The following is a 24,723-nucleotide window of genomic DNA, read 5'->3' as shown; positions in this document are numbered from 1 at the left end:
AACTTAAAAAGACAAACCTTATCACACCCAAAAATACTCATCCTCGCCCTGGTATGCAAACTGAATCTGTGGTGGAATGAATTTTTTTTTTGTTAGGGTTGCGGCGCAGTCCGCTCCCAACGACCGATGTGTACTTCACTGGAACACAAGCTCCCTGAAATCGGATATGGAGGGATAGGTGGCCGAGTAGCTGGCCCCAAGGTGTGAACTTGGGGTGGCGATGTGTACCAGGTGGCCCAGCCCCGACCGGGTGGCGGAGTCGAGGACCCGTTCGGTGTCGTCGATGAACAGGGTCCGTTTCTTGTCGTAATCGATGAACCGGTGCAGCCTGTCCCAGAATTCAGGCTGTTCCTTGGCGGCTCCAACCTCTTTGGAGCAGACTATTCCGGTAAAGCGATCGCGCAGATCGATCCGGTCCATCTTGATCGAAAGCGTTTTCGGATGTGCGTTCGTAACGAGAAAGATCTCCTTGTTTTTCTCCTGGAGATGGTCGAGGAAAACCATGACAAAAGGACGAAGAGCGACGCGGTCGCTCACCTCTTTTTTCAGTGCGCAAATGTCAAGTTCAAGCTGCTGGGACCAGTGGTCGAGGTCGGTCCAGTAGAGGGTGTTTTCGACCGCGGCATATGTCGCCATAAGTTTTTCCCTGGCATTTTGTTCGGAGATTCCGAATTTTCCGGCGTATGTTCTGGGAACGAAATGTTCCCAGAAATAGTCGTCGAAATATTTGTCCAGCAGGGTCCCGTCCAGGTCAAGGAATACCTTGTCGATGTCGCACCAGGAAAAGTCCGGAGCTATTCGCCCGGTTGTCTCATCATGCTTGTTGTACGAGGTCTGCGAGGTCATCCAGTACTCCTGAAATGGTATCAAAAATGTGTTCGATGGAGGTCAGCCTGCCAGTGAGTATCAGCCGGCCGTCCGGGTTTATCCTGGCCGGTTGCTTTGGCGATTTTTTGTTGATGCGTACAAGATAATCCAGCAGCTTCTCCGGTGCAAGGGGGGTGTCTTCGAGAAAACTGAAGACAACGGAGTCGCTGCCTTGTTCGAGTTTGCTTATTCTCAGGACTCTGAGCTTCTGTTTGAGTTCGATGATGCGCATCAGGTTGACTGTCTCGCCGGGAAGCTGGCCGTAGCGATCCTCAAGTTCGAGTTTGAGGTCGTCGCGTATTTCAGCGGAGCTGTCGATGAGGGCGGCAATCCTCCGGTAGGTGATGTAGCGCTGACTTATATCGGGGACATAGCTCTTGGGGATGTAGGCGGATATCTGCAGGTTGACCTCCGGGTCGATCTCTTCTGCCGCCCCGGACCTGTCGCCGCTTGCGGCCTGAGCCTTGAGATCGGCAACCGTTTTCTGCAAAAGGTCGAGGTACAAATCATAACCGATGGCAGAGATATTACCGCTCTGGGACACCCCGAGCAGGTTGCCGCCGCCCCTGATCTGCAAATCGTTCATCGCCAGCTTGAATCCTCCGCCCAGCTCATTGCAATCCATCAAGGCACGGAGACGTTCCCGCGAATCCTTGCTCAGGCTGTCCAGGGAGTTGACCAGCAGGTAGGCGTAGGATTGGGTGGTGGAGCGTCCTACACGACCGCGCAACTGGTAGATTTCGGCAAGCCCGAGCATGTCCGCCCGGTTGATAATTATGGTGTTGGCCGAGGGAATATCCAGTCCCGATTCGATGATGGTGGTGGCGATCAGGACATTGATATCCTTGTTGACGAACGAGACCATGATTTTTTCCAGATCTTTGCCGACCATCTGTCCGTGGGCGACCGCTATTTTAGCCTCCGGCACCAGCTGCTGGATCATGGCCGCCATGCGGTGGATCGATTTGACCCTGTTGTGGACGAAGAAGACCTGTCCGCCCCGGCGAAGCTCTCTGGTGACCGCTTCCTTGATCACCAGGTCGTCAAAACGGGCAACGAAGGTTTTTACCGGCATCCTGTGCTCGGGGGGGGTGGAGATCACCGACAGATCGCGGATGGCCAGCAATGACATCTGCAGGGTGCGCGGAATGGGGGTGGCTGTGAGGGTCAAGATGTCAACCTCAGCGCGCATTTTTTTCATCTTCTCCTTGTGCGCGACGCCGAATCGGTGTTCTTCGTCTATGATCAAAAGGCCGAGTTTGCTAAACGATACGTCTTTTGACAACAGTCGGTGGGTGCCTATGACGATATCGCTCTGGCCCTCGCGAATTTCCTTGATGATACTGCGCTGCTGGGAGCTTGAGCGGAACCTGTTGAGGCAGCTTATGCGAACCGGGAAACCTTCGAGCCGTTCACGAAAGGTCTTGGCGTGCTGCTCGGCAAGCACTGTCGTGGGTACCAGGATTGCGACCTGGCGACCGTCCTCGACAACCTTGAACGCCGCCCGGATCGCGACCTCGGTCTTGCCGTACCCGACGTCTCCGCAGACCAACCGGTCCATCGGTTTGTCGCTGGTGAGATCATCGAGGACATCGTTTATCGACTGGCGCTGCCCCGGGGTCTCGTCAAAGGGAAAGGATTCCTCAAGCTCGTTGAACAGTTCGCCCGGGGGAGTGAACTGGTGTCCTTGCCGTATCTCGCGCTTTGCGTAGATGTCGAGCAGCTCCTGGGCCACTTTCCACACTTCTTCCTTGACTTTGGCTTTGGTCGTCTTCCAGGACTGGTGGCCGAGTTTGTCGATCTTTGGCTCCCGATCAGAGAGCCCCTGATAGCGCGAGATCAGGTTGAACCGATCGACCGGCAGGTAGAGCTTGTCTCCGTCCCGGTACTCGATCAGCATGAAATCGTTGGTCAGCGCATTGAATTCAATGGTGGACAGTCCCCGGTAAATCCCGAGTCCGTGGTCGCGGTGGACCACGATATCACCTTCGCTGAGTTCGGTAAACTGGACCGGTTCCCCTTTCTGTTTTCTTCGGCTCCTGGTGCCGAGCCGCATCTCTCCAAACAGTTCGCTCTCCGAGAGCAAGTGCAGTTTGTTGTCAAGAAGCGAGAAACCGCTGGATAACGGGTGGTCACAGAGATAGATCCGGTCGGAGGCCGTCTCGCTGACAGTTTTTTGCAGGTCAAGCGGCGGTTCCAGCAGTTGCACCTCGCTGCTGTGCCTGCTGAGGAGCTCTGCGAGATTTTTTGTATGCCGCGACGATCGGCAGCAGATGACGACCCTGTCGCCAAGTTTTTGCCATTTGAGAATCTGCTCCGTCAAAGGGGGCAGCAGACCCAGCTTGGAGCGCTTGAGCGAAATATCCTGCTTGAGCAGCAGGTGATCGGTGGTCCTTACCCCGATGGTGTCGTGGTTCTCCTTGGGAAAATCTGTTACATGAATCTGTTTAAACAGCCTGAACTGCCGATTGATCTCTTCTTTTGCCAGAAAAAGCTCTTCGGGGGCAAGCGCTGGCGAGCCAGCCCCCCGTGCTGCATCAAAGTTGGTCCTGATCCGCTCAAGGGTAAGGTCCAGGCTCTGGAAAACCCCCGCCGGGTCGATGGTCAAAATGACGGTCTGTTCCGGTAAGAAGTCAAGCACCGATGAGGTGGAGCGGGCAAGTCCGTGGTTATAGAGCGGAAGGAAAAACTCCATCCCCGTATAGCGCACACCGTGTTCGGTCTTGTCTATCATCCTCGCTGTTTCTTCACTGCTCCAGTCGTTTTCCTCGCCTATCCTCGCAATGGTCCTGGCGATTGTTCTGCGTTCTTTCGGTTCAGGACTGAGGAGGATATCGGTCACCGGCAGCAGGGTCGCTTCCTCTATTTCGCCCACTGAGCGTTGGCTGAACGGGTCAAAGGAACGCAGAGAATCGACGGTGTCGCCAAAAAAGTCAATGCGGATGGGGCCTTCATGGAGTTGGTCCGTTCCTATCATAAAGGGTGGAGGAAAAACGTCGATTATTCCCCCCCTGACGGAGTAGTCGCCGACCGATTGTACCAGGGAAACTTTCTCATAACCGAGATAGTCCAGGTTCCCAAGCAGTTCATCGTGATCGCAGTCCTCGCCCGCCTCTAGATATTCCACCGCTGTTGTAAGCACTTCTCTGGGCATAACCCTTCGTATGAGTGCTTCAATTGACGTGACCATGACCCGGGCGCTGCCATCGTGCATCCGGTAGAGGGAGGCCAGTCTTGCTGCGGTTATCCTCTGGTCGGGCGAGAGCGGGGTGTATGGGGGAATTTCGTGGCCGGGATACTGTACTGCCGGTCCTGGGGAGAGCAGATTGAAATCCTGTTCGAAAATTGAGATCTGGTCTTCGTCTGCAACTATGCAGCAGACGGGACGCGATTGGGCAACAACGGCGGCAAGCCCTGCCGGGCTTGCCCCTCTGAGTCCCGTAACAGCCAAGAGACTTTCCCCTGACAGTAGGGTGGTGAACTTTGTATCTAACATAAACCAAAATTGCCGGTTGTACCAAGGGTACAACCGGCAACCGTTGAGTTTTAAGGGATTAAACAGTACTGTTTTTTAAAAAACTGTTCAGAACGTTCCTCCGACGCTGAAGTCCCAAACCGAATCGTCTTCATCCTCCAGTGGGTCGAGATTATATCCCCATACCAGGCTCAACGGACCCATTGGCGACAGCCAGCGGATGCCTACCCCGGTGGATTTCTTTATGGAGTCGTTGAATTCGGTAAAGTTCTGCTCATCGTCGAGTACCTGACCAAAATCGAGAAAAACAAGCCCCATCAACCCCTGGGTCTCCAGCAGGGGGAAAATAAGCTCGGAATTTGTGTACCACATCTTGTCGCCGCCGATCCTCTCACCGGAAACGGGGTCAATGGGGCTTACCTTGCCGTATTCAAACCCGCGGATGGAGCTGAGTCCGCCGAGGTAGAACCGTTCGTATACCGGGAGTTTGTCGGTTTCGTTTTCAAAAACCTGGCCAGCTGCGCCCTTGAGGTGCAGGGTGGTGTTGAAGATCAGGGGGAAATACCAGCTGGTAGAACCTTCTACCTTGGTAAATTCCGCGTCACCGCCGAGCGGCCCTCCCGCATATTTGACGCTTACCACGTTGCGGGATCCCTCGGTGGCGCCGTATCGTCTGTTCCTGGTGTCGCGAACCAGAGAGAATTTCAGCGCGCTGGTAACGTGAAGATCCACGGAGTTGCGAATGATATAGGAGGCGTTTTCTGACACGTCGGTGAGATCGGTGTTGGTGAAACTGTAATTGCCGTATGCCCGCCATTGACCAAATATCGGGTAGCCGATCCTCACCCCGCCACCCTGGGATTCCTTGGTATAATCGTCATATTCACGTTCGGTGCTGAACAGGTCCATACCCCAGGAGAGTTCGGTGTCTTTGACATGCGGATTGGTGTAGGCCAGGTTGTACAGTGAACTTGCTCCGCCGATGTTGGCGCTCAGAGCGAGGGTGTCGCCTCTGCCGAGGAAGTTGTTTTCCGATATCTGGCCCATGAATATCACGTTGTCGACGGAACTGTACCCCGCACCGATGCTGAACGTTCCGGTACTTTTTTCTTTTACCTCGACGATGACGTTCATACGGTTGGGATCAATGGACGGTTCCGGGGTGATGTTTACTTCCTCGAAAAACTGCAGACGCTGCAGCGCCTGGGTGGACTGCCGCAGTGCTTTGGAGTCGAATATACCGCCCTCGGCTATTCGCAGTTCCCTGCGGATGACATTGTCCCTGGTCCGGGTGTTGCCGCGGATGGTAATCCTGTCGATATAGACGAGTGAACCCTTATCTATATCAAAGATTATATCCATGCGGTCGGAGTCCTGCGCCTTGAGCACCCTCGGGCGGATAGAGGCGAAGGCGTATCCCCCTTCCGAAAAATAGTCGGTGAGCTTGAGGATATCGTCGCGTATGATCTGCCTGCTGATATATTCGGTATTGCGAACGGAGAGAAGCTGTAACAGTTCGTCCTCTGAACCGAGATTGTCACCGGTAAAAGAGACCCTTCCAACCCGGTAACGGGTCCCTTCCTCGACCACGAATTTCAGGTAGAGCCACTCCTCTTCCTGGGTAATAACCGGATCCGCAACCTTGGCGTCGAGATATCCGTTATTGCCATAGAAGGCGACTATTTTCTGCATGTCCTGCTTTATCTTGGTCATATCCAGCAGCCCTGAATTGGTGAGCCAGGACATAAACCACCTCTCGCCGGTCTCGATCTGGTCGAGTATCTCATCGTCATCAAAGGCTTCGTTGCCTTCTACGGTGATCTCCTTGATATATATTTTATTGCCTTCGTCGATGGTAAACTCGACAACCGCTCCGGTGTCGTCGGGATAGGAAATCTTCGCGTTTACCTGGCTGTTGTAAAAGCCTTTGGTCTTGTAAAGCTGTCTTATCGCCTCTTCCGCTTCGGTTATCTTGGTTGGGTTGAGGATAAAATGCGGTGTGATATTTGCAGCTCCTTTCACATCATCCTCGTTGAGCTCTTCCACTCCCTTGAATATCACTGACTTGATGACAGGTTTTTCAAGGACCCTGAAAACGATATTTTTCCCTTTCGGGCTGTCGGAAACATCGATCTGCACGTCGTTGAAATATCCCATCCGGTAAATTGCCTTAAGATCCTCCCTGAGCTGGGCCTGGTCGTACAGGTCCCCCCCCTTTGTCTTGATCTTGCGCAGTATTGCTCCAGAGTCGATGCGGCTGTTGCCCTCCGGGGTGATGGAACCTATGCGTATCTCCCGCTGGACGTATCGCTCTATCTCGCCAACCAGAGCCTGCAACATATCCGGCAGTTGCTCCACCGATTCAGCGGTCTTGTAGTAGTATGTCGGGGTCTTGGGGGAGAGCAGGTCGAACAGTTTGATATCTATACTCAGCTGGTTGCCGATCACGGTAAGCTGGCCCACGCCAAGATTTTCGGTGCCGGTTTGCTCGGCTATTTTCTGCAGCTTGTCCGGGGGCGGCGGCCAGGTTCCACTGTAATCGACGAGTTGTTCCGCCTGGCTTCGCATCAGAAACGAGATGGAGGTGTCACCGAGCGCTTGCTGCAGTGCCCGGTCGACAATGGTCTGCAGCTCCGCAGCATTGCCGCCACTCTTGATGTCGAGCGGCAGGAAGGCTGTAGGCGGAGTTTGGGCGTAAATCATGGTATTGCAGAAAAACAGAACCGCCAAAACTGTTGCCAGGGCGCAAAACTTCTTCGCCTGATGTTGCGCTCTTTGGGCTCGTTTGGAATCTCTTGTCGTTACAATCATAAATCTATCCTCTATGTTTTCTCCGTGGCGCGAGCTGCCGATCTGTTCGAGTTTTAAAGCGTGGTGGAAAACTGGTAGTAGCTCAGTTTCAGTCCCTGCTGCAATTGATCAGGCAAAAACCTAAAACCTGCACATTATGCCATGTTTATTGTCAATTGCAAACCCCGCAGTCGATCCTGCATGAAAAATATTGGAATCTGCACCTATAGTAATGGTATCTATAAGTTACATGGCGATGGCACACACATAGGGAGAGCGCGGGGACCGGGGGCGCTGCTGCGTTGTTTGGTTGAAACGCCATGATGGTTGGCAAAGACTTTTCGCCGAGAAAGAAAATGACAGGTGGTATTTTGTTAAAGCATGCGGCCCACGGAGTTATCGATCTTTTTTTCCCCGATTCCTGCATTTTTTGCCAAAAAAGGATAATCGGATATGGCAGGGCCAGGCTCTGTGACGGTTGTGCCGCCACCATGATACCCCTTTCACCTCCCCTCTGTCGATGTTGCGGAATGCCCGTTGGTGGAGGCGTCGATTACAAGGTGCTCTGTGGAAGCTGCTTAAAAGATTCTCCTCCATATACCCGGGCACGATCATTTTACCCCTATGATGACAAGATGCAGCGACTCGTGACCGCCCTGAAATTTGGCAAAGACCAGACAGTGGCCAGCGCCATTGAGAAGCTGCTTTCCCGGTGCAGGATCGAGGTCCTGGCGCCGTCAACTTTTGTGGTACCGGTTCCATTGCACAAAACAAAGCTGCGACAGCGCGGCTTTAATCAGGCGGCGCTGATCGCACGTTTGATTTTCTGTCGGCAGCAGCCGCTTATTGTCCAGAATCTGCTTGAAAAAAAGAGGGAGACTGTGGCCCAGGCGAGTCTTCGCGCCGATGAGAGAAAGAAGAGCCTGAAAAATGTATTTTCTTTGACCGGAAAACACCAGATAGCGGGGAAAAACATCTGCCTGGTGGATGATGTCTTTACCACGGGAACGACCGTGGCCGAGTGCAGCCGTACCCTGTTGGCGGGAGGAGCAGCCTCGGTATCGGTGGTTACCCTGGCAAGGGTTTTGCTAAGGTGAGTGGCGTGAGTTTGGGGGCTGTCGCACTGACTGTTTTTTAATTTTTTTTTAAAAAAAATAGAACGACCTGAATCCCACGGTTTACAGTGAATCAAAAGACATTGTTAAGAGATATTGAGAAATATAGATTTATCTTTAGATAAATTTAGTAATATTAAGTTTAATTAAAAAATATAATTGTTGGTAACTTTGTTAATAAAGCTCTAACCATGCTTAATGTCGCCGAAATATCCGGGTTGTTGAAAATCCTCATAAAATAAGGGCTCGCCAAGAGGAACAAGCGCAGGCCACGCTATTACTGGGGTTGAGGAGAGATGTGTATAACTGCATGGGCTCATGATAAAATATGGTGAAATCGTCTTTGACGGCAACTCGGAATTCGAGTTTATTCACAGGCGTCACTTTTGCTCGTCGTGTGACTCCCATGCTATGGTTCATTGCAGGTGTTACTCATAGATCAGATCAGTTTTAAAGTAGTACGGTTTCGGCAAAACTAGTGGTGCTTACAGGTTTTTATTGTCAGATATTGATCGTAACGGGTCAATTTGAGGAGAGAGAAAGGTTCGTATATGATTTGGAATAATGTAAAAGAAGCGCTCAAATCATCGTTGTCGGACAACATCTATCAGCTATGGATAGAACCGCTCGAATTCGCAGAGAGTCAGGGAAAACAGTTTTATATCTCCAGTCCGGACCGATATTTCAGTGCTTACGTGAAACAGAATTTCGGATCTGCGATCGAGGAAAAGCTGCAGGAAAACGGGATAGACAACGCCAATGTGATTTTCTGTGAAGGACGGCAACAGGTTCCCGTTGTCTCCACGGCGGTCGCGAAAAAGAAAAAATCGCCGAAGGTGCAGATGCGTCTGCCTAATATTCCTGTAGGGGGTTCAAGGGTTCGCAATCTCCATCCGAAGTATACGTTTGAGGAGTTTGCCGTCGGTGAATCTAACATTCTGGCGGAGTCTGCGTGCAGATCAATGGTTGGCGACAGCGAACTTGTCGGTCCCTGTCTCTATATTAACAGCGACACCGGCCTGGGAAAGAGCCACCTGACCCATGCGGTCGCCCACCAGGTGCTGCGGGAATCACCCATGACCAGGCTGCACTATCTCACGGCAAAACAGTTTGCTGCGGAAATGGTTCAGGGAATAAAGACCAGGACCATGGATGAGTTCAAGAGAAAATACCAGGAACACTGTGACATACTTCTGGTTGAAGATATCCACTCCCTCACGGGCAAGAAAAAAACCCAGGAAGAACTCAACGATATCCTCGATTTTCTGATTAATACCGGCAAAAGGGTCATCGTGACCAGCAACAGCGCACCGGGGGAGCTGGTGGGAATCGATAATGAATTCCGATCCAGGATGACGTCGGGGCTTGTCACCACCATAAACGCACCCGACAGCTCCACACGGCGCCGTATTGTCGAAAGAAAGGCGGTTCAGCATCAACTGAACCTTGGCGAAGATCTGGTTGATTATCTGGTAAGTCACGTCAGGGGCGACGTGCGCAAGATCGATTCGGCCGTTATTGCGGTAAGGGCCAAGGCACAGTTGACCGGAGGCTATATCGACATGGATCTGGTCCGGGAGGTGGTCGCCTCGGTGGTTGGTCAGAACCTGAACCTTACCGCCGCCATGATCTGCGACCTGGTGAGCAGGCAGTTCAAGGTGAGTGTTAAGGAGCTGCAGTCAAAATCACGCAAAAAAATAGTCACGGTGCCGCGGCAGATAGCGATGTATCTGTCGAGGAAGCACACCGAAGACTCGCTGGCCGATATCGGCAAATTGTTCAACCGGGACCACTCCACGGTGTTGCACTCCATCAAGGTGGTCACCAACAAACTCATCCGTGACACGTCGGTCAATGCCCAGCTTGAGATTTTAGACGACAAGGTCAAACAGCTCTGAGCTCGACAGCGTCCGGCAGTTTGACAAATAGCTGCGCAGTGTTTCGCGCTGCGGAGCTATTTGTGGCGGATCAGGTGCGGCTTGTTGTCACAGCCGGCCTCAGAAATAGATTTTTTTTATCTCGGCGTCCATCTTTCTGGCGCAGCCGTCGGCCAGTTCGCCTGCCAGGCGCACGCTGGTTTTTATCATATCGTTAAGCCCTATACCTCCCCAGCCGAACCCGCAGATGAAAAGACCCGGGTTTTTCCTGGTAAATTCATCCCTCCAATGCAACAGCTGCGGATAGTTCTGTTCAAGCTGGGGAATACCGCTTGTCGGCCGGAGAACCCGGGAATAGACCGGCAGCTTGGTTATCCCCAGTATATCGCTTACGTCGCTCAGCGCCTTTTGGGTGAGGGTCTTGTCGTCCAGCGCAAGTCTTTCCGGGTGTCTTCTGCCGCCGACGAGGGTCTCGATAAGCACATGGCCCTTGGGGGTTCTATCGGGGAACATGTTTGAGCTGAAAAGCGTGCCGAGCAGAAATCTGTTTTCCTGTTCGGGAGTTAAAAACCCGAATCCGGGAGGGATGACAACATCGTCGGTGAAGCCGAACGCGACGGTGGTGATCCAGGTTTGCGGCACCGACTTCAGGGGCAGCTCCGGATCCAGGGGCGCAAGCAGTTCCAGGGTGCTGTTGATCGGCAGACAGAGAACCAGATTGGTGGTTGAAACGGATCTTGTTGCAGTTGTCACCGACCAGCCGTCGCTGGTCCGGTCAATTGACGTTACCTCGCTGTTGACAAAGAGATTCTCGCCCTGGCTCAGCGAGCTGCTCATAGTTGTTACCAGGGTATGCATGCCATCACCAAAACTGGTCATCGCGGGCAGGCCCTGCCGGTTGTTTACTTTTCCTTCTTTTCTTGCCGCCTTCATGCGCGCAAGAAGTCCTTTCAGTACCGACCCGTACTCTTTTTCGAGCGATCGTACCCCCGGCATCACGCTGTCGATTGTGAGTCTGTTGAAGTCGCCGGCATAGGTTCCGGTGAAGACCGCGTCAAGGTATGGCAGAAGTGCCGGGCCGAAACGGTAGTCGACCCACTTGGCGACGGTGGGTTCTCCCTGAAGAGGCGGTTTGCAAAGATCACCGAGGATCCGCAGCTTGTCAGGCCAGGAGATGAGAGGCGCCATGAGAATTTTTCGGGGAGTCTGCGGAATCAGGTTGAGCTTGCCGTTGAGGTAGACGTAGCGGACGAATTTGCTCAGGGGGGCCTTGACGCACTTGTGGTCCAGGCCGATGTCTTTGAGCAGCTGCTGCGATTCAGGGCAGTTGTCGAGGAATCCGTGAGGCCCGAGTTCGACGATGAAGCCGTTTTCCTGATGAGTTCCTACGGCGCCGCCCGGCCGGGAGGATTGTTCGATTACCGCAAAGTCATGGCCGGGGTCGAGTTTTTGCAGGGTGCGGGCAAAGCTCAAGCCGGAGACTCCGCCTCCAAGGATGATCGTCTGGTAATGATTGTTCATTGAAGAGTTGCTTTGAGTTGAGAATTTTCCACCGTGACTGTGACCCATCCCTCGCGTCTGAGCATGCCGGGGTTGTAGATTGGTGTCTGGCCTATAAGATCCACACCTTTTCCTTCATGGATATGACCGGTGATGCACAGTGCCGGGCTGTAATGTTCGATTACGGTCCTTATTGCGGTTGAGCCGACATGTTTTCCGGAATGTATCCTGTCGACGCCGGTATTGAAGGGGGGGGCGTGACTGACCAGTATCACCGGTATTTTGGCCTGCAGAAGCGGTTCGGCAAGCCGGATATATTCCGCCGCCTGACGAAAACCATCGACTGCCAGGCGGTGCAGCGCTTTTTCGCTGAATTCGGACGGAGTGTTGAACGGGGTGAAATTGGAGCCGCCGACGCCGATCAGGCAGACCCGGTCTTGTACCAGCCTGGCCTGGCCGTGCAGGTTGATGTCCAGCTGTTCCAGATAGTCATTGACCTCCCCGTGATCGAGGTTGCCGAACTGCGCGAGTACGTTGGGGTTTATGCGCATTACCGCATCAAGAACGTGCTTGGTCTCCGCAATACCGCCGTAGTTCGTGAGGTCACCGTTGAGCAGGACGAGATCCGCCTCCCGCAGTCCCGGTATCTTCTCAAAGACAGCGGTGGCCGAATGTATGTCGCTAAAGGCAATTATTTTCATTTTTCAGTTTTGCACGGTGCCGGCAGGAGTGTTTCCAGGCTCTTGACACCATATTATCGATGCTTAACATTTTGGCCGACTTTGGATAAAAAATCAATGGCCGGGAAAACAGTTTTTTCCAGCCACAACGAAATGCAACGAATGAGGAACTCGATGACTGCAGAAAAAGCTACTTATGAATTCAAGGCGGAAACCAAAAAACTGCTCGATATTGTGATCAACTCCCTCTATACCGAACGGGATGTGTTTGTCAGGGAGCTGATCTCCAACGCTGCCGATGCGCTCGAGAAGATGAGGCACGAAAGCCTGACCAAAACCGAGGTGTTCGACGATCATCTCCCCCTTGAGATCGCCATCGATATAGACGAGGAGAACAAGACCCTTACCGTCACCGATACCGGCATCGGGATGAGCAGGAGTGAACTCGAGGACAATCTCGGCACCATTGCCCACTCCGGTTCCAACACCTACCTGGCCGAACTGGTGGAAGCGGCAAAGAAAGACGTTAATCTCATCGGACAGTTCGGGGTCGGTTTCTATTCGGCGTTCATGGCCGGTAAAACCGTCAGGGTGCAGACGCGGTCCTGGGATAAAAGTGAGGGACATGAGTGGGTGTCAGACGGGACAGGGTCGTTCACTATAAGCGAGATGCCAGGGCTGCACCGTGGAACGAAAATTATCGTCGAGCTCAAGGACGATGCCGGGGATTACGCGCAGAAATGGAAGATTGAATCGATCATCAAGCAATATTCGGCCTTTGTCCCTTTCCCCATCAAGATTGACGCCGACACGGTCAATACCGTGCAGGCGCTGTGGACCAAGTCGAGAAATGAAATCAGCGATGACGAGTACAACGAATTCTATAAGTTTGTCGGCAACGCAGCAACCGATCCGATGTACAAGCTTCACTTTTCCGCTGACGCCCCGCTTGCGATCAATGCGCTGCTGTTCGTCCCGGAGGAAAATTTCGAGATTTTCGGGTTCGGCAAGATGGATCCCGGCGTCAATCTCTATTGCCAGCGGATACTGATAGACCAGCACTCCAAGAACATCCTGCCCGATTGGCTGAGGTTCTTAAAAGGCGTGGTAGACAGCGAGGACCTGCCGCTCAATATCTCCCGCCAGGCTCTCCAGGACAACGCTCTTGTGGCCAAGCTGAGAAAGGTAATCACCAAAAGATTCCTTAAGTATCTTGACGAACAGGCAAAACAGGAACCGGAAAAATATGAGAAGTTCTGGTCTACCTTCGGGCTGTTTATCAAGGAGGGGGCGACCTCGGATTATGAATACCAGAAAGAGATAAGCAAGCTGCTGCGGTTTGAGTCTTCCAAGTCCGAGGCGGGCAAGGTAGTCAGTCTGTCCGACTATCTGCTGCGGATGAATCCCGACCAGGAAGAAATCTATTTCATCAACGGTCCCAGCCGTGCGGCAATAGAAGCCGGGCCGTATGTTGAAATGTTCCGCAAAAAAGACATTGAGATTATCTATACCCTTGAGCCGATTGACGATTTCGTGCTGAATCATCTCGGGGAATTCGAAGGCAAGAAGCTGGTCTCTGCCGACCGGGCGGACCTCTCCCTGGACAAGGAGGATGAAAAAGACGCAGAAAAATCCCAGGACAGTGAGGAAGAGACCATAGATAAAGAGAGCGCTGCCGGGCTGACCGACTGGATGCAGGAAATACTCGCCGACTCCATTTCCGAGGTGGTGGTTTCCAAGCGGCTGGTCGACGCTCCGGCGATGATCGTCAACCCTGACGGGTTCATGACCTCCTCCATGGAACGGATCATGGCCGCCAGCCGCAAGGAGCATGGAATTCCGGGGATGGAAAAATCGAAGAAGAAACTGGAAATCAATCCCGGCAACAGCCTGATCAAAAGGCTTATCGAGCTGCGTAAAAACGACGAGGATTTTGCCAGGCAGGTGGTGTTTCAGATCCACGATAATGCAATGATCCAGGCCGGATTGCTGGTCGACCCGCTGAAAATGGTTGAGCGGAGCTATTCCATTCTTGATCGTATGGTTGGGTAACATGGGGTAGATTCTTACGGTTGCTTGCAGTAAAAAAAACTCCATGCCGAAAAAATCCGGCATGGAGTTTTTTTTGTGTGGATTCGACGAAATGAGTTATTCGTTGAAAATTTGCCGACCACAGACTATATGGATGTTGAATGAACCAATCTTACGAAATGGAGATGGCCATGGATAATATGAGAACGATACGCCTGCCGATGATATTGCTTCTTATTGGGATGTTGTTGGCGTTGTCTGCCTGTTATACCAAACCAGTGCGCCATCTGGGTGCCGACGTGTCGCTGCTCAGCGAAGGCGAGTCCACCAAGGAGGACGTGCTCATCTTCCTGGGCGACCCTGATGACCAAGTGCAACTTGACGGGAACAGGGTGAAATGGCTCTATCTGGACAAGAACATGAGCCTGATGGAAAAAACTCCGTTTTTCGGCAAATATGTTGGGGCTCCGGAAATAACCCAGGTGGTCGTCACCTTTAACAACGGGGTGGTCGAGAGTATCGACTACTCATCCAGCGACCAGGATGAACTGGAATGGACGGATGATTTTCCCTGGCAGAAGAGAAAGGAATGATGGATCAATACCAAAAAGCAAGATTGCGGATGGTGCAGGAGCAGCTTCTGAGCCGGGATATTGTTGACCAGCGGGTGCTCAAGACAATGGAGGAGGTGCCGAGACACTGGTTTGTCGACGATGCCATGAGAGTGCGCGCCTACGGCGACCATCCCCTGCCCATAGGCGCCGGCCAGACAATTTCCCAACCGTATATAGTTGCTTCGATGACCCAGTCACTCAGGCTCAAAGGGGATGAGACGGTGCTTGAGATCGGCACCGGATCGGGGTATCAGGCTGCGGTACTGTCACGGTTGTGCCGGCAGGTATATACCGTCGAGCGCGTGAATTCACTGCTGGTCAGTGCAAGAAAAGTATTTGATAAGCTGCGTTATTACAATATCCAGGCAAAGTTTGACGACGGCACGCTGGGCTGGCCGGAAAAGGGGCCTTTTGACGCAATAATTGTCACCGCCGGAGGACCGGAAATTCCCGAGCCGCTAGTGGAACAGTTGAGCGAGAACGGCCGCCTGATTATCCCGGTTGGGGATCAGCATGTCCAGGAACTGCAGCTTCTCGAGAAAAAAGACGGCCGGGTGACGGTTACCACTCTGGCCGGTGTCCGCTTTGTCAACCTTGTGGGAAAGTATGGCTGGAGCAGGTGAAACAACGGTGTCTCCAGGGATGATGCGCCGACTCTATGATTTCTGTATGAAATGGATCAGTTCCAGATACGGAGTCTGGGCCCTGTTTCTCATCGCTTTTGTCGAGTCCTCCTTTTTTCCGGTGCCCCCGGATGTGTTCCTGATCGCCATGTGCGTAGCGGTGCCGCATTTGTCCTATCGCTATGGTGCCATCTGCTCGATCGGTTCGGTTCTGGGCGGTGCGCTCGGTTATGGCCTCGGCTTCTGGTTCATGGACAGCCTGGGGATGACCGTTATTAACTGGTACGGTATGGCTGAAAAATACCAGGTGGTGCAGAACTATTTCCGGGAATATGACGTGTGGATTGTCGGGACCGCCGGGTTTACGCCTATCCCATACAAGCTGTTTACCATCACCGCAGGGTTTGTGAAGTCCAATTTCATAACCTTTATGCTGGTGTCGCTTGTGGCCCGGTCCGCCCGTTTTTTTCTTGTCGCCTGGCTGATCAGAAGGTTTGGCGCCCGTATAAAATACTTTATCGACCGATACTTCAATCTGCTGACGATACTCTTCGTTGTTCTTCTCGCCGCGGGATTTTTTACGGTAAAATATATGTTCTGATGCCCCCCTGGCGGCAGCATCGGTACCCGCGTCGTGATACTTTTGTCTTCTACGCGGGGACCTGATCCAAGTTTTTATGCACTTTTTCCCTGCCGGATAAAGACCCAGCTTGCGGGCGAAGAGTCCGCCTGGCTGTAGACATATCCGTCACTATTAAACTCCTTGAGTTTTTCCGGGGCTTCTATCCTGTTGGTTATGGCGAAATGGATCATCTGTCCCCGGGCCCTCTTGGCATGGATCGGGATGGTCTTGATCCGCCCGTCATGGTGCTGCCTGAACACTATCGTGATAAAAGCCGAACCAAGCTGGCCGGTGTCGATAACTTTTGCATATTCCGCCGAGGCGAGGTTGACAACCGTTTTTTCCCGGTGGCCCGCAACCAGCCTGTCTAGCTCTGCTGTCACCTCTTTTTTCCAGAACTGGTAGAGATTACTGTAACCTGAAATTTCGAGTTTTGCGCCCATTTCAAGGCGATAGGACTGCATCAGGTCAAGAGGGCGGAGCAGACCGTAAAGCCCGGAAAGGATCAGCAGGTGATCCTGGCAGTAGGCAAGCTCCTCCGTGGAATAGCTGTGCGGGGTTATGGCGTCGTAACTATCGCCTTTGAAGGTGAAGATGGCAGGGCAGCTGTTTTTCTGTGTGAAAGGCAGGGAGAAGGCGTTTATTTTGGCAATGGTCGAACGTCTCAGTCGGTCACTGGTTTTCAGCAGTCCGGCAAGCTCTTGATAGGACATCTGTTGCAGCCTCGCTATCAGCTGTTGGGTCTTGTCAAGCAGGAGCGGGATGGTAGAGATCTTGTCTTCCCGGACTTCGGGGTGCTGCGTTTTGGATGGAGCGGTTATAAGGAGCATAGCAGGAGAATAGTTGCAATCAAAGATGAAAAAAGGATAACATTGGCCAGGTGTTTTACTGAATTAATACAATATGTACGCTCTATATACCATAATTAAAGAGGTGACAGCATGAGTGAAAATCAAAAGGTGTTACAGGAAGTTGAATCTTTTCTCCAGCAGTGGCAGCCCCAGGAGCAGCCCATGCGCGGCAAATTTGAGCTTTTCGTCAACGAAGTGGCATCATTTGACGGGGTGACGCTCAGCTTTGTCGCCCGCCCCGGAGTGAGCTACTCTGTTCGCCCCAGGCACCGGAACCAGACGGACAGGGAACTCTTTGCCATTATCGACGTGATCGATGACGATCCCGGCGAGAGATGGCTCTCAGTCTGTTTTTACGGCGATATGATCAGTGACCCCGAACAGCGCGGAGAAGTGATACCCGGCGGTCTTGGCGGAGAGGACGGATATTGTTTCGATATGTTTGAAGACGACGGGGAATATGGCGACTATCTTGTGGCCAGGTTCAAGGAAGCGGTCGCCGCTGCGGCGCAATAAATTCATGACCGACAAGAGATAGGCGCTGCAGGGATCACCCTCGCAGCCGAAAAGAGTAGTGAGGTGTAAAACCCGCTGAGACAGGCACAGTCTCAGCGGGTTTTTTTTATTTTTACGCCGATACACGATTACGCTTTGGCATAAAAATTCGTCCAAATGGCCGATATTCGACTTTTCTTTTGGTATGCATTATGGTACTACAGTGTAGCAATACTACAATGTCGCACACAGAACTGTTTTACGGCCGCAGGCGGGTGTAATGGTTCGCCTGCATTTCCCCATGACCGCCTGGCGCCACCGTCGACGGTAAGAAACAGTGGGAGCGGGTGGAATAGAACAGTTCTGGTAAAGGTTAACCAGTGAGAGAAAAAATGAACGAAGCGTTGATTCTGGAGAAGCTGGACAAGCTCTCAGATGAAGTACGATCGATGAAAGCAGACATCCTCCAGGAAGTAAGGCAGGAGCTCAGGCTGACTCCCGGAACCGCAGTGCAGGCGGACGTAGCGGAATTGCTCGGCGGAGTGGACGAAGAGTATTCCAGGGAGAACCTGATGACCCTGTCCACCACTCTCCTGGGAAGTCTTGAAGAGCTCAATGAAGTGGTCCGGGCGGTCAAGTCCGGAATTGAATTCAAGGATGATATGGGGCCGGTGGTCAAACAGGTATACCCGAAATCCATAGAATTTTTCAGCGAACTCGAAGGGGAGTTTCATATCGACGAGGTTATTATCCTGCTGCGCAAGACCCTCACCAACCTGGATACCATGGGCGAGGGGCTTGACATGTTGCGTGCAGGCGTTGAGTTGCGCGACGAGCTGGTCCCCATTCTGCAGCTCATGTATCCGCGGATCCTGCGTTTTTTGAACGCTCTTCACGAAGGGGAGTTCCAGGCCGAAAAACTGGGAGACCTGCTGCACATTATCCTGCTGAATATCCACACCCTGAGCGATCTGCTGAATATGTTGCAGCCTATGACCGAACTGGTCAAGGAAGTGGGAGTGTTGATGAAAGAGACCGATGTCCTCAATGGAGTGAACGTCTGGCTCGATGGACTGCAGCAGGGCAGCGGCGCGGTGAGATTGGCGGGCACGTTGATCACATTTATGAGAAGGGTCGATTTCAGCGAGAAGCAGATCGAGGATGTCTGCCGGGTAATTGATGGACTTGATTTCAGTTATGTCAAACCGGTCGGGCCGCTTGGTCTGGTGAAAAAACTCAACGACCCCCAGGTTCAGGAGGCTTTCGGTTTTATGTTCATGATGCTCCAGGCGGTGGGTGGTTGCCTGCAGGCGTATCGCAGTGGAGCCGGTAGCCAGGAGGTCGCCAAGTAACAAGGTTGACAGGGGAGATAACCACCTCGAGTTGGTGATAGATAAACGGCCGGAAATCTGCTTCGGGTAACAAGGATGAGGCCATGAAGGCAAAAAGGAGAATAATGCTGTTATGAAAAAATTAGTCATACTGGGTGCCGGAAGCGGCGGCACCATGATGGCGAACAAAATGCGGAAGGATCTCGACGATGAATGGTCCATTACCCTGATTGACAGGGACAATGTCCATTACTATCAGCCCGGTTTTCTCTTTGTTCCGTTCGACATCAATAAACCACGAGAGATCCGCAGGAGTCGGCGTGAGTTCATCAAGCCGGGTATTGACTTTGTCATTTCAGAGCTGACCAATGTCGACTGGCAGAAACAGGAAGTTACCACGGCAACCGAGGGTGTGTTCAAGTACGATATCCTGATCATGTCCACCGGATGTGATGTCAGGCCGGAGGAAGTTGAAGGACTCCAGGAAGGCTGGAACAACGATATATATGGATATTACCGTTTCGATGACTGCCAGACGCTGGGCAAGGCGCTGAAGCGCTTTAATGGCGGCAAGCTGGTTGTCAATATAGCTGAGATGCCGATTAAATGCCCGGTGGCGCCTCTCGAGTTTGCGTTCCTTGCCGACTGGTACTTCCACGAACGCGGGATACGGGACAACGTCGAGATTGAATTTGTCACACCTCTGTCGGGGGCTTTTACCAAGCCGGTGGCGACCAGGGTGCTGACCGAGGCGTGCGGTGATAAAAATATCAAGATCACCCCTAATTTCGCCCTTGGCTCGGTGGATCATTCCAAGAAGGTGATCGAGGCTTACGACGGAACCCAGGTCGACTACGATATGCTGGTGTCGATCCCGCCCAACTTCGGGTCCCAGGTCATGATCGACTCGGGGATAGCGGACCCCATGGGGTATATCCCGGTGGACAAGCATACCCTCCAGCCAAACGGCTACGATAACGTCTGGGTACTTGGCGACGGCACCGACGTGCCGACATCCAAGGCTGGAGCGGTGGCACATTTCCAGGGCGACGTCATCCATGAAAACATCATGGCGTATATCACCGGGGGAGAACAGCATGCCCGGTCGGACGGACACGCGGTCTGATTCATAGAATCAGGCTTCGGGAAAGCCTACATAATCGACTTTAACTACGACACTGAGCCACTGACCGGAAAATATCCGTTCCCCGCCGTGGGACCGCTGGCGTTGTTAAAAGAAACCGAAATGAACCACATGGCAAAACTTATGTTCAAGTGGGCCTATTTCAACCTTCTGCTCAAGGGGGTGTGGCTCGGACCGCCGGATTTGATGATGGAGGGAAAACAGAGGATTCGTTAGCCGGCCGCTTCGGCCAGAACAGTCGGCGCGCGGGATAGCCATTAACCACAGTGAAGAGGCGCGCCTTTTATAGAGACGGCAGAAGCAACAAGAGCCCGGATGAAACGTCATCCGGGCTCTTGTGTTATACGACCTGTGAGAGGCAGTCTCAATCAGCAATACGCTCAGTTTTTAAAACTGTGCACGGGGGCGGGCATTCTTCCCCCCCAGGCTATAAACCTGGAAGATTTACCCACGTTTTTTATCGGCAGAATGGGACTTGCGCCAAACAGTCCTCCGAAGTTCACCTCATCGCCCGCCTCCTTGCCGGGAACGGGAATCAGCCGGACGGCGGTAGTCTTGGCGTTTATCACCCCAAGCGCCATTTCATCGGCAATAATTGCCGATATGGTGTCGGCGTCCACCGATCCGGGAATCGCCACCATGTCAAGCCCCACCGAGCAGACGCAGGTCATAGCCTCTAGTTTTTCAAGACAGAGCGACCCCTCTCCCACCGCTTCGGCCAGCACTGAGTCTTCCATTACCGGAATAAAGGCGCCGCTTAAGCCGCCCACTGTTTTACTGGCGAAAATACCGCCTTTCTTGACCGCGTCGTTGAGCATGGCGAGGATGGCAGTGGAGCCGGGCGCGCCGACTGCATCGACTCCGAGGATCTTGAATATTTCCCCGACACTGTCGCCGACGGTGGGCGTCGGGGCAAGGGAGAGGTCGACAACACCGAACTCGATTCCAAGCGACATCGAGACCGCGCGGCCGATCAATTCCCCGCACCTGGTAACCCTGAAGGTGGTCTGTTTGATCTCTTCGGCCAGTTCGTCGAACTGCAGGTTAGCGGGGAACGGGTGGTTACTTATCAACCGCTCAAGCGCCCGGGCGATTACTCCCGGCCCGCTGACGCCCACGTTGAGTACCGCTTCGGCTTCCTCAACCCCGTGGATCGCACCGGCCATAAAAGGATTATCGCCCGGCTGGTTGCAGAAAACGACGAACTTGGCGGCCCCGAACCCTCCCTGGTCCGCGGTTTTTTCCGCAAGATCCTTGACGGTATGGCCCATGATCGCAAGAGCGTCCATATTGATGCCCTTGTTGGTGGTGGCAATGTTGATCGACGCGCATACTTTTTCCGTGGCGGCAAGGGCGTCGGGGATAGACGCGATGAATTCGCGGTCGGTCTGGGTCATGCCTTTTTCAACCTGGGCTGAAAAACCGCCGAGGATGTCAACACCGACCGCACCGGCGGCACGATCGAGGGTCTTGGCTATCTCGATGAAATCGTTTTTCTCAAATCCGGCGCCGACCATGGCCACCGGGGTGACCGAGATCCGCTTATTGACAACCGGAATGCCGTATTTCTTGCTCATCTCGTTGCAGGTGGCGACAAAGTTGCCGGCGAAACTGATGATCTTTTCTTCAATATTGCTGCACGTTTTGGCGATGGTGTCGGAACGGCAGTCGAGCAGGTTGATCCCCATGGTCACTGTCCGGACATCCAGGTTTTCTTTCTGGATCATTTCCACAGTGGAGAGAATCTGGTCTGAGCGTAGCATATGGATCTCCTGTTCCTGTATAAGGAAAGTTGGCTTGGTTGAAATCTGGCAGCAATCAGTGCAGGGTTACCTCGTTGGTGACCTGGAATATATCGTTGTGCTGCATCATTATGGTCAGTCCGGATGAACTGGCGTGTTTTTCAAGTTCTTCCCGTAAAACCTCAAGTGAACAGGTGCAATTCTTCAGATCGAGCTGGAGCGCCATGGTGTACTGATCGGCTTCAAGCGTTGTGGCGAGATCGAGGATATTGATATTACGCTCATAACAGAACAGGCTGATCCCGTGGACTATGCCACCCCTGTTGGGACCCTGCACGGTTAGAATATAGGTTTCCTCCGGCGGCAGCACGGCTTCAGCCAGCTCGCCTTCGGTCAGTTCCTTGATTGAAACTTCAAATTTTGATTCGGTCTTGATATGGGATATGGCTGCCAGCACATCTTCCTTGGTGGTGCTCGGTTCAAAGGAAACGCTTAGAATCATGGTCAGGTATCCGCAGAGAACCGTCTGGTTGAGATCAGCCACGTCGCCGCCGAGCCGGAATATGGCTCCTGTAATACCGGCTATGATTCCAGGCCTGTCCTTGGACATGACCGATACTATCATCTGTTTTTCCATCCTCAATACTCCTGCTGGTACAAAAATTAGGTTCGCTCTGATGTTGCGCTTGCAAATCTTATATTATTCCATCGTTTGCTCAAATGAGCAAGCAGGAAAAATGAACTGCCGGGTCGGCCGGACCGGGGGAGGGATGAAATATTCAGGTTAAAGTATGGGTGTTTTCCGGTAATTGCTTGTATACTGCGTCATTTTTACTATTGTATCAGTAGTCGTTGTGATTTGCGCTGTGGAGCGCAGGGAGGAAACCGGAGTGAACCTGGTGTGTTGCGATATGAAAAAAGAACAATTTGTCACGGAGTTGCAGGACGGGGATCGGTTTGACGATCTGTTTCTGGTTAAAAATGTCAAGCTGGGGGAAACCCGGGCCGGCAAACCGTATCTGGTTTTGACCGTGATGGACAAGAGCGGCGACATCAGCGGACCCGTCTGGGAAAACGCAGAACATCTGAACTCTTTGTGTCGCGTCGGTGAGCCGGTGCGGGTAAAGGGCAGTGTCCAGCTCTATCGCGATGCGCCCCAGCTGAAAATCGACTCGGTAGACCCCTGTCCTGCAGATAGCGTTGATATTGGAGATTTTCTCCCAGCTTCCCCGAAATGCCGCCAGGAGATGGCCCAGGATCTGCAAGATATTCTGCGCCAGGTGGCAAACCCCCACCTGAAAAAACTTCTCAACTATTTTTTTAATAAAAGTCACTGGTGGCCCCTGTTCCAGGAGGCACCGGCTGCTAAAACCATACACCATGCGTATATCGGCGGACTGCTGGAGCACTCCCTGTCCCTTGCCAGGGTTGCCGGGTTCTTGGCCGATCACTATCCGGGGGTGGACAAGTCGCTGCTCGTGGCCGGGGCACTGCTTCACGATATCGGCAAGCTGACGGAGCTTGAGCGGATCGGCGGTGCCATTGAGTATACTTCCGGGGGCAGGCTCAAGGGGCATCTGGTGATCGGCTGCGAGATGGTGGCCGAAGCGGCCCGGCGGATCAAGGATTTTCCACAGGAACTGCTCGATCAGCTGCAGCACCTGATACTGAGTCATCACGGCCGGCTGGAGTTCGGTTCCCCCACGGTTCCCATGACGGTGGAGGCGTTTATCCTGAGTCTGACAGACGATCTTGACGCCAAGATGAACCAGATAGAACAGCTGCGGCGCAAACTCAAGAGTGAGGAGTTGAGCTGGACCGAATACCAGCGGGTTCTTGAGCGGTATCTTTATCTCGGCGGTCTGCGGGAACAGCAGGCCCCATCGGCGCCGGAAGATGACACTGTTCCGTCCAGACGACAGCCGTCCCTTTTCTAGTTCGGGATGAGGCCGGACCCATGGATCAGTCACCTCTCTGTTATACCCAGCTGTTCGGGCAGGATCGGGCGAAAAAGATGCTCAGCCGTGCTCTTGCCGGCGACAGGCTGCCCCACGCCTTTCTGTTTCGCGGGGAGGAGGGGGTTGGCAAACAGCTTTTTGCCAGGGGGGTCGCCGCGGCTGTCAACTGTCGGGATGTCAACAGGGTGGGGGCTTGCGGTATCTGCAGCTCCTGCAGAAAATTTATCTCTTCAAACCAACCCGATTATGTGGTCATAAGGCCGGACAAAGGAGTCATCAAGATAGACCGGATCCGGCAGTTGATCAGGGAGCTGGAGTTCGCCCCCTATGAGTCGCCGGTGCGGGTCGTGGTCATAGAAGATGTCCACGCCATGCGCCGAGAGGCGGCGAATGCCCTGCTCAAGACCCTGGAGGAGCCCCCGGCGAAAAACCTGTTTATCCTTACCGCCGAGTCCTCCCAGGAGATGCTGCCGACCCTGGTCTCAAGGTGCCAGGTGATTTTCTTTGGACCGCTGAGTATTGCGGATACGGTTGCGGTGTTGCAGCGCCACGATATCGATGCTGAAAATCGCCGCTTGCTGGCACAGCTTTCCGGGGGGAGTCCGGGAAAAGCTCTGGTCTATGAGCGCGCCGGCATGGTCCCTGTCTGGAGGGAAGTGGTCACCTTTCTGGGCGATCCGCGAGTAGATCCCAACAGGGATGCGGGTGAGTTGTTGATCCTGGCGGAAAAAATGGCTGCACTTAAGGAGGATTTCGCTGCTTTTCTGGGACTGTTGAGATACTGGCTGCGGGATCTGCTGCTGGCGCGCGACCAGGGCGAAAATGGCGGTGTTTCCGGCAGAATGTTGAAAAGCTGGAGTTCCGTGGAACTTTTTGCTAAATTGCGGGCCATAGACCGGGCCGAGAGGCAGTTGGCCGGGAACTGCAATAAAAACCTTGTAGCTGAAGCGCTGATGTTTTCATTGCAGGACTAGGTGCCTGATGTATGGTGATAATCACCGAAGGATG

At 53.1% G+C, this 24,723-nt stretch carries 19 protein-coding genes; 11 read left to right on the top strand and 8 right to left on the bottom strand.

Annotated features, from left to right (window positions below; all coding sequences use genetic code 11):
- Positions 1 to 135 precede the first annotated feature (135 nt).
- The 3 genes from yrfG to bamA form a co-directional block, all read right to left on the bottom strand.
- Positions 136 to 846, bottom strand: coding sequence for a GMP/IMP nucleotidase (yrfG, locus tag BLQ17_RS01725; protein WP_092219146.1), 711 nt, complete (start codon positions 844 to 846; stop codon positions 136 to 138).
- Positions 815 to 4,318 (bottom strand): transcription-repair coupling factor, encoded by a 3,504-nt coding sequence (gene mfd, locus BLQ17_RS01720; protein WP_245694935.1) that lies wholly within the window; start codon positions 4,316 to 4,318, stop codon positions 815 to 817. The genes yrfG and mfd overlap by 32 nt, the downstream gene beginning before the upstream one ends.
- Before the next feature lie 132 nt (positions 4,319 to 4,450).
- Complete coding sequence (gene bamA, locus BLQ17_RS01715; RefSeq protein WP_245694933.1) at positions 4,451 to 7,153, bottom strand: outer membrane protein assembly factor BamA; 2,703 nt, start codon at positions 7,151 to 7,153, stop codon at positions 4,451 to 4,453.
- 335 nt (positions 7,154 to 7,488) lie between these two features.
- Between bamA and BLQ17_RS01710 the strand changes: the two genes are divergently transcribed.
- Entirely contained in the window at positions 7,489 to 8,229 is a 741-nt protein-coding gene (locus BLQ17_RS01710; protein WP_143005411.1) for a ComF family protein, read from the top strand.
- 569 nt (positions 8,230 to 8,798) lie between these two features.
- Positions 8,799 to 10,145: a chromosomal replication initiator protein DnaA gene (gene dnaA, locus BLQ17_RS01705; protein ID WP_092219141.1), complete on the top strand. Its 1,347-nt coding sequence runs from the start codon at positions 8,799 to 8,801 to the stop codon at positions 10,143 to 10,145.
- A gap of 99 nt (positions 10,146 to 10,244) precedes the next feature.
- Here dnaA and hemG read toward each other — a convergent pair whose 3' ends face one another.
- Together hemG and BLQ17_RS01695 are read right to left on the bottom strand one after the other, a co-directional pair.
- Entirely contained in the window at positions 10,245 to 11,645 is a 1,401-nt protein-coding gene (hemG, locus tag BLQ17_RS01700) for a protoporphyrinogen oxidase (protein WP_092219139.1), read from the bottom strand.
- Positions 11,642 to 12,325, bottom strand: a complete 684-nt coding sequence (locus BLQ17_RS01695) for a metallophosphoesterase family protein (RefSeq protein ID WP_092219137.1) — start codon at positions 12,323 to 12,325, stop codon at positions 11,642 to 11,644. The genes hemG and BLQ17_RS01695 overlap by 4 nt, the downstream gene beginning before the upstream one ends.
- A 153-nt stretch (positions 12,326 to 12,478) precedes the next feature.
- Between BLQ17_RS01695 and htpG the strand changes: the two genes are divergently transcribed.
- From htpG to BLQ17_RS01675, 4 genes are all read left to right on the top strand, one after another.
- Positions 12,479 to 14,356: a molecular chaperone HtpG gene (gene htpG / locus BLQ17_RS01690; protein ID WP_092219135.1), complete on the top strand. Its 1,878-nt coding sequence runs from the start codon at positions 12,479 to 12,481 to the stop codon at positions 14,354 to 14,356.
- Between the two features lie 140 nt (positions 14,357 to 14,496).
- The gene (locus BLQ17_RS01685) at positions 14,497 to 14,928 is read left to right on the top strand and encodes a hypothetical protein (RefSeq protein ID WP_092219133.1); all 432 of its coding nucleotides are present in this window, start codon (positions 14,497 to 14,499) and stop codon (positions 14,926 to 14,928) included.
- The gene (locus BLQ17_RS01680) at positions 14,925 to 15,572 is read left to right on the top strand and encodes a protein-L-isoaspartate(D-aspartate) O-methyltransferase (protein WP_092219131.1); all 648 of its coding nucleotides are present in this window, start codon (positions 14,925 to 14,927) and stop codon (positions 15,570 to 15,572) included. The genes BLQ17_RS01685 and BLQ17_RS01680 overlap by 4 nt, the downstream gene beginning before the upstream one ends.
- Complete coding sequence (locus BLQ17_RS01675) at positions 15,556 to 16,173, top strand: YqaA family protein (protein WP_245694931.1); 618 nt, start codon at positions 15,556 to 15,558, stop codon at positions 16,171 to 16,173. The genes BLQ17_RS01680 and BLQ17_RS01675 overlap by 17 nt, the downstream gene beginning before the upstream one ends.
- Positions 16,174 to 16,247: 74 nt before the next feature.
- Here the strand turns inward: BLQ17_RS01675 and yaaA are convergent, their stop codons facing one another.
- Complete coding sequence (gene yaaA / locus BLQ17_RS01670) at positions 16,248 to 17,024, bottom strand: peroxide stress protein YaaA (RefSeq protein WP_092219128.1); 777 nt, start codon at positions 17,022 to 17,024, stop codon at positions 16,248 to 16,250.
- Between the two features lie 111 nt (positions 17,025 to 17,135).
- Between yaaA and BLQ17_RS01665 the strand changes: the two genes are divergently transcribed.
- From BLQ17_RS01665 to sqr, 3 genes are all read left to right on the top strand, one after another.
- A complete protein-coding gene (locus BLQ17_RS01665; RefSeq protein ID WP_092219127.1) occupies positions 17,136 to 17,561 on the top strand; it encodes a hypothetical protein in 426 nt (141 codons plus the stop codon).
- A 371-nt stretch (positions 17,562 to 17,932) separates the two neighbouring features.
- Positions 17,933 to 18,892: a DUF1641 domain-containing protein gene (locus tag BLQ17_RS01660; protein ID WP_143005410.1), complete on the top strand. Its 960-nt coding sequence runs from the start codon at positions 17,933 to 17,935 to the stop codon at positions 18,890 to 18,892.
- A gap of 112 nt (positions 18,893 to 19,004) precedes the next feature.
- A complete protein-coding gene (gene sqr, locus BLQ17_RS01655; protein WP_419724111.1) occupies positions 19,005 to 20,231 on the top strand; it encodes a type III sulfide quinone reductase, selenoprotein subtype in 1,227 nt (408 codons plus the stop codon).
- Between the two features lie 164 nt (positions 20,232 to 20,395).
- Here the strand turns inward: sqr and BLQ17_RS01650 are convergent, their stop codons facing one another.
- Both BLQ17_RS01650 and BLQ17_RS01645 read right to left on the bottom strand, forming a co-directional pair.
- Complete coding sequence (locus tag BLQ17_RS01650) at positions 20,396 to 21,778, bottom strand: PFL family protein (RefSeq protein WP_092219123.1); 1,383 nt, start codon at positions 21,776 to 21,778, stop codon at positions 20,396 to 20,398.
- Between the two features lie 55 nt (positions 21,779 to 21,833).
- On the bottom strand, positions 21,834 to 22,394 hold the full coding sequence (locus BLQ17_RS01645) for a glycine cleavage system transcriptional repressor (protein ID WP_092219121.1): 561 nt from the start codon (positions 22,392 to 22,394) through the stop codon (positions 21,834 to 21,836).
- Positions 22,395 to 22,668: 274 nt separating this feature from the next.
- Between BLQ17_RS01645 and BLQ17_RS01640 the strand changes: the two genes are divergently transcribed.
- Together BLQ17_RS01640 and holB are read left to right on the top strand one after the other, a co-directional pair.
- Positions 22,669 to 23,694 carry a 3'-5' exoribonuclease YhaM family protein gene (locus tag BLQ17_RS01640; RefSeq protein WP_092219119.1) on the top strand — a complete coding sequence of 342 codons (1,026 nt, stop codon included), beginning with the start codon at positions 22,669 to 22,671 and terminating at the stop codon, positions 23,692 to 23,694.
- A 20-nt stretch (positions 23,695 to 23,714) separates the two neighbouring features.
- A complete protein-coding gene (gene holB / locus BLQ17_RS01635; RefSeq protein ID WP_092219116.1) occupies positions 23,715 to 24,689 on the top strand; it encodes a DNA polymerase III subunit delta' in 975 nt (324 codons plus the stop codon).
- The last annotated feature ends 34 nt before the right edge of the window (positions 24,690 to 24,723 follow it).

This window comes from Desulforhopalus singaporensis, from assembly GCF_900104445.1.
In the GTDB taxonomy this organism is placed as follows: Bacteria; Desulfobacterota; Desulfobulbia; order Desulfobulbales; family Desulfocapsaceae; genus Desulforhopalus_A; species Desulforhopalus_A singaporensis.
This window is presented reverse-complemented; position numbering and strand designations above follow the sequence as displayed.

Coding starts and splice junctions, on each gene's coding strand:
- htpG (WP_092219135.1), top strand. CDS start 12,479: ATGACTGCAGAAAAAGCTACTTATGAATTCAAGGCGGAAACCAAAAAA.
- BLQ17_RS01665 (WP_092219127.1), top strand. CDS start 17,136: ATGAGTGAAAATCAAAAGGTGTTACAGGAAGTTGAATCTTTTCTCCAG.
- BLQ17_RS01695 (WP_092219137.1), bottom strand. CDS start 12,325: ATGAAAATAATTGCCTTTAGCGACATACATTCGGCCACCGCTGTCTTT.
- BLQ17_RS01650 (WP_092219123.1), bottom strand. CDS start 21,778: ATGCTACGCTCAGACCAGATTCTCTCCACTGTGGAAATGATCCAGAAA.
- hemG (WP_092219139.1), bottom strand. CDS start 11,645: ATGAACAATCATTACCAGACGATCATCCTTGGAGGCGGAGTCTCCGGC.
- BLQ17_RS01710 (WP_143005411.1), top strand. CDS start 7,489: ATGACAGGTGGTATTTTGTTAAAGCATGCGGCCCACGGAGTTATCGAT.
- holB (WP_092219116.1), top strand. CDS start 23,715: ATGGATCAGTCACCTCTCTGTTATACCCAGCTGTTCGGGCAGGATCGG.
- yaaA (WP_092219128.1), bottom strand. CDS start 17,024: ATGCTCCTTATAACCGCTCCATCCAAAACGCAGCACCCCGAAGTCCGG.
- BLQ17_RS01640 (WP_092219119.1), top strand. CDS start 22,669: ATGAAAAAAGAACAATTTGTCACGGAGTTGCAGGACGGGGATCGGTTT.
- bamA (WP_245694933.1), bottom strand. CDS start 7,153: ATGATTGTAACGACAAGAGATTCCAAACGAGCCCAAAGAGCGCAACAT.
- BLQ17_RS01685 (WP_092219133.1), top strand. CDS start 14,497: ATGAACCAATCTTACGAAATGGAGATGGCCATGGATAATATGAGAACG.
- dnaA (WP_092219141.1), top strand. CDS start 8,799: ATGATTTGGAATAATGTAAAAGAAGCGCTCAAATCATCGTTGTCGGAC.
- BLQ17_RS01660 (WP_143005410.1), top strand. CDS start 17,933: ATGAACGAAGCGTTGATTCTGGAGAAGCTGGACAAGCTCTCAGATGAA.
- BLQ17_RS01645 (WP_092219121.1), bottom strand. CDS start 22,394: ATGGAAAAACAGATGATAGTATCGGTCATGTCCAAGGACAGGCCTGGA.
- BLQ17_RS01680 (WP_092219131.1), top strand. CDS start 14,925: ATGATGGATCAATACCAAAAAGCAAGATTGCGGATGGTGCAGGAGCAG.
- BLQ17_RS01675 (WP_245694931.1), top strand. CDS start 15,556: ATGGCTGGAGCAGGTGAAACAACGGTGTCTCCAGGGATGATGCGCCGA.
- yrfG (WP_092219146.1), bottom strand. CDS start 846: ATGACCTCGCAGACCTCGTACAACAAGCATGATGAGACAACCGGGCGA.